This is a genomic window from Campylobacter concisus, assembly GCF_002913225.1.
Taxonomy (GTDB): domain Bacteria; phylum Campylobacterota; class Campylobacteria; order Campylobacterales; family Campylobacteraceae; genus Campylobacter_A; species Campylobacter_A concisus_J.
This window is the reverse complement of the sequence record NZ_PPAW01000015.1, coordinates 131,146-143,101: the sequence shown is the minus strand read 5'-3', so window position 1 is coordinate 143,101 and position 11,956 is coordinate 131,146. Positions and strand designations below refer to the sequence as shown.

Annotated in this window: 14 protein-coding genes; 10 read left to right on the top strand and 4 right to left on the bottom strand. The window is 41.0% G+C overall.

Features of this window, described 5'->3' with window-relative positions:
* Positions 1-19 precede the first annotated feature (19 nt).
* The 3 genes from CYP26_RS03170 to CYP26_RS10240 are packed head-to-tail and all read right to left on the bottom strand — an operon-like array spanning position 20 to position 1,600.
* Positions 20-553: a thioesterase gene (locus CYP26_RS03170; protein WP_103630342.1), complete on the bottom strand. Its 534-nt coding sequence runs from the start codon at positions 551-553 to the stop codon at positions 20-22.
* An 8-nt stretch (positions 554-561) separates the two neighbouring features.
* Complete coding sequence (gene cmoB, locus CYP26_RS03165; RefSeq protein WP_103630341.1) at positions 562-1,431, bottom strand: tRNA 5-methoxyuridine(34)/uridine 5-oxyacetic acid(34) synthase CmoB; 870 nt, start codon at positions 1,429-1,431, stop codon at positions 562-564.
* Position 1,432: 1 nt separating this feature from the next.
* The gene (locus CYP26_RS10240; RefSeq protein ID WP_002942642.1) at positions 1,433-1,600 is read right to left on the bottom strand and encodes a hypothetical protein; all 168 of its coding nucleotides are present in this window, start codon (positions 1,598-1,600) and stop codon (positions 1,433-1,435) included.
* 91 nt (positions 1,601-1,691) lie between these two features.
* On the opposite strand from CYP26_RS10240, the gene CYP26_RS03160 reads away from it, so the two are divergent.
* Genes CYP26_RS03160 through CYP26_RS03145 form a run of 4 tightly spaced genes read left to right on the top strand, consistent with a single transcriptional unit; the run spans position 1,692 to position 4,648 of the window.
* Positions 1,692-2,771: a transglutaminase-like domain-containing protein gene (locus CYP26_RS03160; RefSeq protein ID WP_103630340.1), complete on the top strand. Its 1,080-nt coding sequence runs from the start codon at positions 1,692-1,694 to the stop codon at positions 2,769-2,771.
* Complete coding sequence (locus CYP26_RS03155; protein ID WP_009294140.1) at positions 2,768-3,091, top strand: hypothetical protein; 324 nt, start codon at positions 2,768-2,770, stop codon at positions 3,089-3,091. Before CYP26_RS03160 ends, CYP26_RS03155 begins: the two co-directional genes overlap by 4 nt.
* On the top strand, positions 3,084-3,341 hold the full coding sequence (locus CYP26_RS03150; protein ID WP_103630339.1) for a heavy-metal-associated domain-containing protein: 258 nt from the start codon (positions 3,084-3,086) through the stop codon (positions 3,339-3,341). Before CYP26_RS03155 ends, CYP26_RS03150 begins: the two co-directional genes overlap by 8 nt.
* A gap of 17 nt (positions 3,342-3,358) precedes the next feature.
* Positions 3,359-4,648, top strand: a complete 1,290-nt coding sequence (locus CYP26_RS03145; protein ID WP_103630338.1) for a M28 family peptidase — start codon at positions 3,359-3,361, stop codon at positions 4,646-4,648.
* Positions 4,649-4,683: 35 nt separating this feature from the next.
* Here the strand turns inward: CYP26_RS03145 and nth are convergent, their stop codons facing one another.
* Complete coding sequence (gene nth, locus CYP26_RS03140) at positions 4,684-5,316, bottom strand: endonuclease III (RefSeq protein WP_258031385.1); 633 nt, start codon at positions 5,314-5,316, stop codon at positions 4,684-4,686.
* 93 nt (positions 5,317-5,409) lie between these two features.
* On the opposite strand from nth, the gene CYP26_RS03135 reads away from it, so the two are divergent.
* The 6 genes from CYP26_RS03135 to hisD are packed head-to-tail and all read left to right on the top strand — an operon-like array spanning position 5,410 to position 11,847.
* The gene (locus CYP26_RS03135) at positions 5,410-6,228 is read left to right on the top strand and encodes a peptidylprolyl isomerase (protein WP_103630337.1); all 819 of its coding nucleotides are present in this window, start codon (positions 5,410-5,412) and stop codon (positions 6,226-6,228) included.
* A gap of 15 nt (positions 6,229-6,243) precedes the next feature.
* Positions 6,244-7,308, top strand: a complete 1,065-nt coding sequence (gene fbaA, locus CYP26_RS03130; protein ID WP_103630336.1) for a class II fructose-bisphosphate aldolase — start codon at positions 6,244-6,246, stop codon at positions 7,306-7,308.
* A 4-nt stretch (positions 7,309-7,312) separates the two neighbouring features.
* Positions 7,313-8,626: a MotA/TolQ/ExbB proton channel family protein gene (locus CYP26_RS03125; protein WP_103630335.1), complete on the top strand. Its 1,314-nt coding sequence runs from the start codon at positions 7,313-7,315 to the stop codon at positions 8,624-8,626.
* Positions 8,623-9,714: an OmpA family protein gene (locus CYP26_RS03120; protein ID WP_103630334.1), complete on the top strand. Its 1,092-nt coding sequence runs from the start codon at positions 8,623-8,625 to the stop codon at positions 9,712-9,714. Before CYP26_RS03125 ends, CYP26_RS03120 begins: the two co-directional genes overlap by 4 nt.
* The gene (locus CYP26_RS03115) at positions 9,707-10,558 is read left to right on the top strand and encodes a pyridoxal-phosphate dependent enzyme (protein WP_103630333.1); all 852 of its coding nucleotides are present in this window, start codon (positions 9,707-9,709) and stop codon (positions 10,556-10,558) included. The genes CYP26_RS03120 and CYP26_RS03115 overlap by 8 nt, the downstream gene beginning before the upstream one ends.
* Positions 10,555-11,847, top strand: coding sequence for a histidinol dehydrogenase (hisD, locus tag CYP26_RS03110; RefSeq protein WP_103630332.1), 1,293 nt, complete (start codon positions 10,555-10,557; stop codon positions 11,845-11,847). Before CYP26_RS03115 ends, hisD begins: the two co-directional genes overlap by 4 nt.
* Positions 11,848-11,956: the final 109 nt, after the last annotated feature.

Here is an 11,956-nt window from a genome sequence, read left to right as displayed (position 1 = left end):
CTATTATATCACGTTCGCCTTATCTGTTGGCCTGCGCCTCTTCGCGCTCTTTCTTTTGTCTTATGGCGGCTTCTTTTTGGATATTTTTTTGCTGAGTGACAAAGATATGCTCTTCGAGCGTGACCAGCTGAAAGACACCTTCAAAGACCTTGATCTCTTTTACGTAGCCTATCACTTTTACCTCTCTTTTTCTGCTCTCTTCAAACCTTGCTTGTGCGTCAAATTCGACCACATCGCCAAGTTTGAGCGGTCCAAAGAAATTTATCCTAGCACCGATGCTAACACAAAATTCTTCATTTATAGCTAAAAGTGCTGCGTAGTTAGCCCCCATAAAGACAAAACCGCTATGTATGAGCCCCTCAGCGTCACTTACCATGTCAGCCGTGGTAAAAAATCTAGTTTTTGCGTGATTTTTCTCAAGTAAAAATGCCGTTCCACTAAAATTTAGCTTTGTTAAAGGAGCTGTTTTTATCTCGTTTCTTAGCGGGTTTTCGTCCTCTGGGAGGATTATTTGTGATTCATCTTTTGCTTCAAAAATATTTTCATCTGCCATATTTATCCTTAAATTTTAACTCTTACATAGGCTCTTTTTGGTGCTGGATAGCCCTCGATGGTCTTTGTATTATCGTCTGGGTCTAAGAAATTTGAAAGACTCTCTCCATCTATCCACTGCGTTTTTCGCTGTTCGTTTAGGTCAGTCGCCTTTGTATCAAGCAGGGTAAAGTCCTTAAATTTCGCCCTCTCGCACCAGTTTTGAAGCGTACTAAGCGTTGGCACAAAGTAGATATTTGGAATTTTTGAGTACCTATCTTTTGGACTAAGTGCAAAGTCGCCATCCATATCTATATACATCGTATCTAAAAATAGCTCGCCGCCAGGATTTAGCGTGCCTTTTAGCTCTTTTAGCATCTTTATAGGATCGCTTCTATGGTAGATGACACCAAGGCAAAAAATAGTGTCAAATTTCGCTGCGTATTCTGGCAAGCTCTCTACCCCAAGAAGCTCATAGTTGATATTTGAGCGGATAAATTTATTTAAAAACTTAAACTGTAAATATGTATGCACGCTAGGGTCAAAGCCAGTTATGCTTTTTGGGCCGTACCCAAGCATCTTAAACATATAATATCCATTGTTGCAACCCACGTCAGCCACACTTTTGTTAGCTAAATTTAGATGTGGCGTTAGGATATTAAATTTAATAAAACTTTGCCACTCGCTATCTATATATATATCATCAAGTAAAAATGGCCCTTTTCGCCAAGGTTTTAGGCTAAGGGCGAGGTTGTAAATTTCATCTTTGCTTGCAGCGCTCAGCTCTTTAAATTTGACATTTACACTATCAGAGAGGCTAAATTCGCAATCAAAATTTGATAAATTTTCTATTTTATTTAAAATTTGCTTTTGCTGCTCGTTAAATTTGCTAAGATCCACGCTATTTCCAGTCTACGATGTTATGCGGACACTCTTTTTGGTAGGTGCCAGTCGCGTCATAATACTCTTTACAATCATTATAATATTGAGTCGAAACTCCACGCTCATTCATATAAAGACAACCGTTGCAAAATAGCGCTATAAAGCCTAAAAATATAATCTTTTTCATGTGGCGGATTTTATCATAAATAAAAATTTTATGCTAGAATAGCAGGCAGTTTTAGAGCCAAGTTTGGCTAAGATTAAGCAAAAGGCATTTTATGCAAAGAAGAGATTTTTTTAAATTCAGTAGTTTTTTAGGTGCAGCAAGTCTGCTTCCAAGTGTCACTCTAGCTAGCGACGAGCCAGCAAACCCAGTAGTTAGAAATTTTGACGTAAATTTCAAACATCTGCTTCTTGAAAAGGGCAAAAGCTCGAGAATTTGGCTGCCACTCCCACTAAGCACCACTTATCAGCAACTAACTCAAGACTACGTCATAAACACAACCGCTAAAAACGTCTATATCTCAGACACGCTAATACCAACAATGTATGGCGAATTTGAAGAAAATGAGCAAAGACCTATTTTAAATATCCAGTTTAAGATCCAAACAACAGAGCGCAATACCGACTTTAGCAAGGTAAATTATGATCCAAACGAGAAGCTTGATCCTGCGATTTTGGAGTTTTTAAAACCAACTTCACACATCCCAACAGATGGCGTCGTAAGAGCAAAAGCGCTTGAGATTATTGGCAATACTAAAGGTGATTTGGAGCGTGCAAAAGCGATATATACGTGGGTTGCAAACACTATGCAGCGTGATAACAGCGTCCTTGGATGTGGTACTGGCGATGTTAAAGCCATACTTGAAAGTGGCAAGCTAGTTGGCAAATGCACCGACATAAACTCAGTTTTTGTGGGACTTTGCAGATCAGTTGGCATCCCAGCAAGAGAAATTTTTGGCATTAGAGTTGGTCAGTCTAGATTTTCAGACCAAATGGGTAGCGCAAAAGACGGCGTGGCTAAAATTTCAGGCGGACAGCACTGCAGGGCTGAGTTTTACCTAAAAGGCTATGGTTGGATACCGGTTGATCCAGCTGATGTCACAAAGGTAAGACTGGGCGAGAAATTAACAAACGACGACGCTAAGATCGTAGCTATTAGGGATTATTGCTTTGGCAACTGGGAGATGTGCTGGATAGGCTTTAACTACGGCCGCGACTTTATCTTAAAGCCAACTCCAGAGCAAACTCCGCTAAACAACTTTGGCTATCCATACGCTGAGGTTGATGGCAACACGCAAAATTATTATTCGCCAAAAGAATTTAGCTACGACTACGTATCAACAGAGCTAAAATGAGAGCCTTTTGGCTGATACTAACATCCATAGGTAGTGCTATCGGCGCTACCTTGTGCTGCTTGCCGGCACTTCTTTTCTTGCTTTTTGGCACATCTTTTTCATTTCTATCTTGGACACAAAATTTATACGAGTACCGCGTCCCTTTAAGCGTCGTGGCTGTCATTTGCTTTGTGATCTCAGGTGTGGCTCTATTTTACAAGCCAAAAAGCTGCAACCTAAGCTATAAAAAGAAAAAATGGATACTTATATATATACTTTTTGGAGTGATTTTGCTTTTACTCCTTACATATCCGGAGCTTTTAGGAGAAATTTATGCGTAAAATTTTAGTTTTAGCCATTCTTGCACTTAGTTGCTACGCTGAGAAAACGATAGAGATTTCAGTGCCTAGCATGCACTGTCCGCTTTGCACAGCGATAGTGCGAAAGGCTGCACTTAGCGTTAAGGGCGTAAAAAAGGCAGACGTATCGCTAAAAGAGCGAAAAGCTGTCGTTGTAGCAGATGATAAGGTCGATGAAAAAGAGCTTTTAAAGGCGGTCGATGCGACTGGCTATAAGGGCGAGATAAAATAAATTTAAAGGAGGCAAATATGTCAAAGAGCGAAGTTCTAACGAAATTTGAGACACTTGCGACGATACCGCACTGCAGTTACGATACTGACAAGATGCGTGATTTTCTGGCTAGCTATGCAAAAGACAAGGGCTGTGAGGTCGTGGTCGATAGCTTTGGCAACGTTCATGCCTTTAAGGGCAAGCCAAAAATTTGCTTGCAAAGCCACTACGATATGGTCTGCATGGGCGATGCGCCAAAGATCGAGATCGTTTATGGCGATGATGGCTACATGAGAGCTAAAAACTCGTCTTTAGGCGCTGATAACGGCATAGGCGTGGCTATAATGATGCAGATGATAAGCGAATTTGACGACATAGAGTGCCTCTTTACAAACAACGAAGAGGTCGGCATGGTCGGAGCTGCTGGCTTTAGCGGCGATCTAAAAGCCGATAAGCTTTTAAATTTAGACAGCGAAGAGGACGACCGCGTAACTATCGGCTGCGCTGGCGGTGTAAATTTATTTGCTACTATCTCGCTAGAAAGCAAAAAGACAAAAGAGAGCACGCTTTACGAAGTAAAAGTAAGCGGCCTACCTGGCGGACACTCTGGCAACGAGATACATAAAAATATCCCAAATGCGATCAAGGTTTTGGCGGCATTTGTGACTAAAAATGGCTGCAAGCTTGTTAAATTTGAAGGTGGCGAGCGAAGCAACTCTATCCCAAGTAGCGCAACTGCACTAGTTCTAAGCGATAAGGAGCTAAAGAGCGAGTGTGAGAATTTAAGCGTGAAAAAGCTTGGCGTAAGAGATGAAATTTTAGAAAATGGCGAGAAAATTTTAGCTCTTATCAACTCATTTTCACAAGGCGTAAGGGCCTATAACTGCGAGCTAGGCATACCGCAAGATAGTGTCAATCTCTCTTTGGCAAAGATCAAAGACGACGGCACGCTTGAGGTGGAATTTTTCGCAAGATCTATGAGCAAAGACGGCCTAAATAGAATGGAATTTGAAATTTCTGAGCTTGCAAAGGCAGTTGGTTTTAACGTCATTTCAAAAGATAGAAACCCAGCTTGGAAGCCTATAAATGATAAATTTGCAAACGACATCTTAGAAGAGCTTAAAATTTATAAGCCAAATGCGAGGATAACAGCCGTGCATGCTGGACTTGAGTGTGGAGTGCTTTTGGAGAAAAAAGCAGGTCTTAGTGCATGTTCAATAGGACCAAACATCTACTCACCTCACTCTACAAGAGAGCACTGCGAAGTCGCCTCTGCGCTTTTTATAGAAAAAGTCGTTCGCGGTATCGTTAAAAAGTATAACTCATAAAAACAAAATTTGCTAGAAATTTCTAGCAAATTTTTCTATATCACCTTATCCTTGCTCTTACAAAGATCACTTAATATGCACTCGTGGCAGAGTGGCTTTTTAGCCTTACAGGTGTAGCGCCCAAAAAGAACCATGCCTTGATGAAGCTTGCCAAGGTCGGTTTTAAAGGCACGGCTTAGATCATCCTCAGTCGCTTCTGGCGTCTTTGCGCTGCTTAAACCAAGCCTGTGTGATACTCTAAAAACATGCGTATCAACAGCCATTACATTTGCATTTGTAGCCTCTAAAAGCACGACGTGAGCGGTCTTTTGCCCAACTCCAGCAAGGGCTTTTAGCTTCTCTTCATCAAGTGGAATTTCTCCGCCATAAAGCTCAACCACACTGTTTGCCATTTTGATCAAATTTATGGCTTTGTTGTTAAAAAAGCTGCATGAGTTTATCATCAGTTTTAGACTGGCTAAATTTGCACTAGCTAGCTCAAAAACGTCTTTATATGCTTCAAATAGGGCAGGGGTGATCAAATTTACCCTTTTGTCTGTGCACTGAGCTGAGAGCATGACGCAGACAAGAAGTTCATATAAATTTCTAAACTGAAGCTCGCTTTTTGCGTCCTTAAATTCGGCCAAAAGGCGTGTTTTTATCTCTAAAATATCTTTTTTTGTTCTCATTTGGCTATTTTACCTAAAATTACATATTAAATGAAAAGTTAGCGCATTATTTGCTATAATCGTGCCTGAAAATCAATTTTTTAAAGGATTTGTATGAAAAAATTTTTATTTCCAGCAGTTTTGAGTTTAGCGACAGCTATCAGTTTGAATGCAGCAGTAGTTGCAACAGTAGATGGTGACGCTATAAACGACAGCGATATTTCAGCGCTTTTATCAGCAGCTATGCCAGGTTTTGACGCTAGCAAGCTTCAGCCAAATGAGAAAAAACGTATAATCGACGATCTAATCAACAGAAAACTTCTTTTAAAAGACGCAAAAGCAACAGGCATTGAAAAAGATGTTGATTACATCAAGGCTGTAAAAGCTGCACAAGAAGGCATCGCAGTTGAGCTTTATATGAGAAAACTATTTGACGGTATAAAAGTAAGCGATAGCGATTTAAGAGATTTTTATAACAAAAACAAAGCTAGCATGAACCAACCAGCTCAAGCAAGAGCAAGACATATCTTAGTTGAAGATGAAAAAACAGCAAACGACATCATCGCTCAACTTAAAAATTTAAAAGGCGAGGCTCTAACTAAGAAATTTGCAGAGCTAGCAAGCCAAAAATCAATCGACAAAGGCTCAGCAGCACACGGTGGCGAGCTTGGCTGGTTTGGTCAAAGCCAAATGGTAAAACCTTTTGCAGACGCAGCATTTTCAATGGCTAATGGCACAGTTTCAACTAAACCAGTTAAAACTCAGTTTGGCTACCATGTTATCTTAAAAGAAGATGGCAAAGCTGCTGGTACTGTAAGCTTTGAACAGGCAAAACCAGAGATCGAGCAAGCTGTAAAAATGGAGAAATTCCAAGCTGCTGTTAGACAAAAAAGTGAAGCTCTACGCCAAAAAGCAAAGATAGAATACAAATAAAATTTGGAGGATAAAATGGGCGTTTTAGATATCGTAAAACCTGGTGTTTTAAGCGGAGATGATGTAACAAAACTTTATGCTTATGCCAAAGAGCAAGGTTTTGCAATACCTGCTGTAAATGTCGTAGGCAGCGACTCAGTAAATGCTGTTTTAGAAGCGGCAAAGGTTGCTAACTCGCCTGTTATCGTTCAGTTTAGTAATGGCGGTGCAGGTTTTTACGCTGGTAAAGCCTGCGAAAACGCAGCCGTTCTTGGTGCGATCGCTGGAGCAAAGCATGTTCATTTGCTAGCTCGTGCTTACGGCGTGCCAGTCATCTTACACACTGACCATGCTGCTAGAAAGCTTTTGCCTTGGATAGATGAGCTAGTAAAAGCAAGCCATGAGTATAAAAAAACTCACGGTGTGCCACTTTTTAGCTCTCATATGCTTGATCTTAGTGAAGAGAATATCAACGAAAATTTAAGCACGTGCGAGAAGTATCTAAAAGAGCTTAGCGAGCTTGGTATTAGCCTTGAGATCGAGTTAGGCGTCACTGGTGGCGAAGAAGATGGCGTAGATAACACAAGCGTTGATAACGCGCTTCTCTACACCCAGCCAGAGGACGTCGCGCTTGCTTATGAAAGACTAAGCAAGATAAGCGATAAATTTAGCATCGCAGCTAGTTTTGGCAACGTCCATGGTGTCTATAAACCGGGCAATGTCGTGCTAAGACCAGAAATTCTTAAAAACTCACAAGCTTACGTCGCTAAGAAATTTAATACAAAAAGCGACAAGCCAGTAAATTTTGTATTTCACGGCGGTAGCGGCAGTGAGCTAAAAGATATCAAAAATGCTGTGAGCTACGGCGTTATCAAGATGAACATCGATACCGATACGCAGTGGGCATTTTGGGACGGCGTGCGCGAGTATGAGGCTAAAAATAGAGCGTACTTGCAAGGGCAGATCGGCAATCCAGAGGGTGAGGATAAGCCAAATAAAAAATACTACGATCCAAGGAAATGGCTAAGAAGTGGCGAGGAGAGCATGGTTAAGCGTCTTCAGACTGCTTTTAGCGATTTAAACTGCCTAAATAGGAACTAATCCTATGCAAAATCAAAATGATTTTAGTGAGCTAAGCGTGCCAAAGGAGCGCCAAGCTCACTCTTTCTTTGTCTTTTTTAAAGTTATCTTTATCCCTTTAGCTATCTACATCTTGGCGATACTAGCGTATCTTGGCATTATAAATTTTCAGATGAAGCTTCATACCATCGTGATGATGGGCGTTATACTTTTTGTGGCATTTATATTTTCACGCCATAGCGCCTTGGTAGCCTACTCAAATTTCTTAGCAAATGCCAAAGACTACAAGATAAGGCTAAAAGAATTTATCATCACTCATCTATTTGAAATTTCAAGCGTCAAAAAGGCAAACGCAAAATTTGAAGATTTTTTTGAGAGTTACACAAGAAATTTTAGAAATGACAACCTGGCAAACATCGGGCAAGCAGTCTTTCCTATGCTTGGAATTTTGGGCACATTTATCAGCATCGCTATCTCCATGCCAAGCTTTAGCTCAAGCACCGCAAACGGACTTGAAAAAGAGATCGCTATACTGCTAAACGGCGTAGCTACGGCGTTTTATGTATCGATATATGGCATATTTTTAGCGCTTTGGTGGATGTTTTTTGAAAAGATCGGCATTAGTAAATTTGAGAAATTTTATAGCGAGCAAAAAGAGCTAAGCCGTGAGTTTTTCTGGCAAGAAAATGAGCTAAATGCAAATTTCATGAAAGCAAGTGTAGGCTACTTTAAAGATAGTCACGATGCCTTTAAAATGGTGCTTGATGATAAATTTATAAAAGAGCTAAGCGAGCAGACAAATGAGAAATTTAACACTCTAAAAGAGCTTTGCGAGGTTGAAAAAAATATCATCAATCAAAGCAAAGCAGAACTTAGCGCAAGTTTAAAAATGCTAAATGAATCTGGGCTAAAACAAGATGAATTTGTAAAGATCCACTCCGATATACTAAAGGCAGTTGGCGCATTTTCTAACGCCTTTAAAGATATGGAGGTTAAAATTTTAACCGAGCATGCAAAGCTTGGCGAGATTTTTAGCAGAAATTTAAACGCCACAAAAGAGAGCCAGCTAAAATTTGAGCAGACTATCAAGAGTTTTGATGCCATTTTAAAAGAATTTTCTCTCTCTTTGATGAAAGAGCAAAACGAGGCGTTAAAGGCATTTAGAGCCTCACTTGTGGAGAGTGCAACGATATTTAAGGCAGCCTACGAGCAAGAAGGCAGGAGCTTGGAGCGTGAAAAAGAGCGCGAGAGCCTCATTGCTGAGCTTAAGAAGAACATAGATGAGATCGACAAAGAAGCAAATTCTGTAATAGAAAAAATCGAAAATCTAGTGCAATGAAAATAAACAAAAATAACGAGGATCAATCGAGCTTTTGGGTTTCGTACGCAGACTTGATGGCAGGTCTGCTCTTTGTTTTTATGCTGCTAATAGGCGCTGTCGTCGTAAAATACGTCCTAACTCAAAACACTCTTGAAAATAAAGAGCAAGCCATCATCGCAGCACTAGCAAATTTAAAAGACGCTCAGGGCAAGAATTTCACCCTCGAAGAGCTAAATGACGCCCTAAAAAGCGAGCTTTCAAAGATAAGTGACGAAAACATAAATTTAAAAAAATCAAATGAAATTTTTGTCATCCAAATAGACGCCCTAAAAGAAAAACTAGCCCAGCTCATAAGCGAAAATAAGGACGCAAATGCGAGCATAAAAGAGCTAAATGCTAGCATTTTTGATCTAAACCAAAAAATGATCGTGCTAAATGATGAAATTTTATCAAAAGATAGAGCGCTTAGCGATGCAAATACAAGCGGCGAGAAAAATTTAGCCAAGATCGCCTTTTTGCTCGAGCAGGTGAGCAAAAAAGAGGCTAGATATGACGAGCTTTTAAGGGATCTAAATGTCACTCGTGACAGGGTCAAAAACCTAACTGGCATTAGAGTAAAAGTGATCTCCGCCCTAAAAGATAGGCTAGGATCTAGCATCGAGATCGACCCAAACTCAGGCGCGCTAAAGCTTAGCTCCTCAGTGCTTTTTGACAAGGGCAGTGCGGTCTTAAAAGAAGAGGTCAAAGAGGAGTTAAAGGCCACACTTAGTAAGTATTTTGACGTGCTTTTAAATGATAAAGAGATCGCCTCAAACATCGACCAGATCGTCATAGAGGGCTTTACAGATAGCGACGGAAGCTACATTTATAACCTAGAGCTTTCGCAAAAAAGAGCCTACGCTGTGATGGAGTTTATAAACTCATTTAGCGACGATGCTCGCCTTAGAAAACTGCTTGTCGCAAGTGGGCGAAGCTACAACGAGCTAGTTTTTAAAGACGGAGCCGAGGACAAGGACGCTTCAAGGCGTATAGAGATCAAATTTTCACTCTCAAACAAAGAGGCTATCAACGAGATAGAGAAATTTTTGGAGTTTAAGGGTGATTGATAAAATTCGCTTAAGAGGGCGAGAATTTTGGCTTTTAAGGGACGATCTGCTAGGCGAGTTTAACGGCAACAAAGCAAGAAAGCTAGAGTATTTTCTAAAGGCCGATCTTAGCGGCATCAAAGCCATCGTATCTCACGGCTCAAGCCAGTCAAATGCGATGTATAGCCTAAGTCTTTTTGCCAAACTAAAAGGACTTAAATTTTACTACGTTGTCTCTCATCTAAGCTCAAATTTAGAGCAAGATCCAGTTGGAAATTTCAAATTTGCACTTGAAAATGGCATGGAAATTTTTGTAAAAGAAGAGCGTGAGAAATTTGCTAAAGAGCTAGCAAATAGCCAAAACGCACTTTTTATAAACGAGGGCGTGGCGCAGAGTGAGGCTGAGCTTGGCTTTATCACGCAGGCACGCGAGATAAATGAGTGGAGCAAAAAAAGTGGCATAAGGCCTGACATTTTCTTGCCCTCAGGCACTGGCACAAGCGCATGCTGCCTGGCAAAGCACACCGATCTTAGGGTTTTTACAGCCCCTTGCGTAGGAGACAGCGACTATCTCAAAAAGCAAATTTATGAGCTAGATAAAAACAGCAAAGTGCAAATTTTAAATCCGCCAAAGAAGTATCATTTTGGAAATTTATACAAAGAGCTTTATGAAATTTGGCTTGAAGTGTGCAAAAGTGGCGTGGAGTTTGAGCTGATTTACGACCCAGTGGGCTTTATGACGCTTTTTGCAAATTTAGACAAATTTGGGAGCGAAATTTTATATATCCACCAGGGCGGAATTTTAGGTAACATTACACAAAAGCAAAGATATGAGAGAAAACTAAAAATAAAGGATCATAAATGAAATTTTTACACAGCAGCGACGCTGACTTTGAGAGTAGATTTTCGCAGCTTGTTAGACGAAGTGACAACGACATGAGTGCCGTGATGCCAGTAGTTGCGGGCATCATAGACGAAATAAAAAAAGATGGCGATAGCGCGCTTTTTTCGCAGATAAGCAAATTTGATAAATTTAATGTCACAAGCAAAAACGACATAATAATCGACGTAAAAGAGATGGAAGCAGCCTATAACTCACTAGATAACGCCCTAAGAGTAGCTCTAAATTTAGCCCATGACAGGATAAAAAGCTATCACGAGCGCACAAAACCAAGCGACTGGACATATAAGGACGAGCATGACATCTTACTTGGCGCAAAATACACCGCAGTTGATCGCGCTGGCCTTTATATCCCAGGCGGCAAGGCGGCATATCCTAGCTCACTTCTTATGAACGCTATCCCAGCAATCGTTGCAGGCGTAAAAGAGATCGTAGTTTGCACTCCAGCGCCAGAGGGCAAGGTAAATCCTCTACTTCTTGCTGCGATGCATCTTTGTGGCATCAAAACAGCCTTTAAAATAGGCGGCGCAAGTGCGATCGCAGCGATGGCTTACGGCACAGCAACCGTGCCAAAGGTGGATGTCATCACAGGACCTGGCAATATCTATGTAGCGACTGCTAAAAAGCTAGTTTATGGCGACGTAAATATCGATATGATCGCAGGTCCAAGCGAGATAGGCGTGATCGCTGATGATAGCGCGGACCCTCGCCACATAGCGATCGATCTACTCTCACAAGCCGAGCACGACGAGATCGCGAGTGCCTTTTTGATAACGCCAGTGGAGGCCTTCGCAAGGGCAGTGCAAAGACATATAGAGGATGAGCTAAAAACACTAAAACGTGAACCAATCGCTAGTGCTAGCATGAGAAACAAAGCTGCTATCATCGTCGCAAAAGACTTGCAAGAGTGCTTTAAACTGATGAACGAGCTTGCTGTGGAGCACCTAGAGATCGCTACAAACGACGCTTTGAGCTATATGGACGAGGTAAAACACGCTGGTGCGATATTTTTTGGACACTTCACGCCTGAAGCGATGGGCGACTATTTAGCTGGACCAAACCACACCTTGCCAACTGGCGGAAGTGCGAGATTTTACTCACCGCTTGGAGTTGAAAATTTCATGAAGCGAAGCTCTATCATCTCGGTTAGCAGAAAGGGCATCATGCACCTTGGCAAACCATGCATGCAGCTAGCCGAAGCCGAAGGACTAACGGCCCATAAAAGATCAATTGCTGTTAGACTAGAAGACTAAAAAGGGCAAAGAATTTAGGAAAAATGGCTTTTTTCTAAATTCTTTTTATAATATTTTTTGCTTTAAGAAATATTTTTGCAACTTTTTATGAAATTTATAGTAGAATCCA

Coding starts and splice junctions, on each gene's coding strand:
- CYP26_RS10240 (WP_002942642.1), bottom strand. CDS start 1,600: ATGAAAAAGATTATATTTTTAGGCTTTATAGCGCTATTTTGCAACGGT.
- CYP26_RS03150 (WP_103630339.1), top strand. CDS start 3,084: ATGCGTAAAATTTTAGTTTTAGCCATTCTTGCACTTAGTTGCTACGCT.
- CYP26_RS03170 (WP_103630342.1), bottom strand. CDS start 553: ATGGCAGATGAAAATATTTTTGAAGCAAAAGATGAATCACAAATAATC.
- nth (WP_258031385.1), bottom strand. CDS start 5,316: ATGAGAACAAAAAAAGATATTTTAGAGATAAAAACACGCCTTTTGGCC.
- CYP26_RS03160 (WP_103630340.1), top strand. CDS start 1,692: ATGCAAAGAAGAGATTTTTTTAAATTCAGTAGTTTTTTAGGTGCAGCA.
- CYP26_RS03120 (WP_103630334.1), top strand. CDS start 8,623: ATGAAAATAAACAAAAATAACGAGGATCAATCGAGCTTTTGGGTTTCG.
- fbaA (WP_103630336.1), top strand. CDS start 6,244: ATGGGCGTTTTAGATATCGTAAAACCTGGTGTTTTAAGCGGAGATGAT.
- CYP26_RS03135 (WP_103630337.1), top strand. CDS start 5,410: ATGAAAAAATTTTTATTTCCAGCAGTTTTGAGTTTAGCGACAGCTATC.
- hisD (WP_103630332.1), top strand. CDS start 10,555: ATGAAATTTTTACACAGCAGCGACGCTGACTTTGAGAGTAGATTTTCG.
- CYP26_RS03145 (WP_103630338.1), top strand. CDS start 3,359: ATGTCAAAGAGCGAAGTTCTAACGAAATTTGAGACACTTGCGACGATA.
- CYP26_RS03155 (WP_009294140.1), top strand. CDS start 2,768: ATGAGAGCCTTTTGGCTGATACTAACATCCATAGGTAGTGCTATCGGC.
- CYP26_RS03125 (WP_103630335.1), top strand. CDS start 7,313: ATGCAAAATCAAAATGATTTTAGTGAGCTAAGCGTGCCAAAGGAGCGC.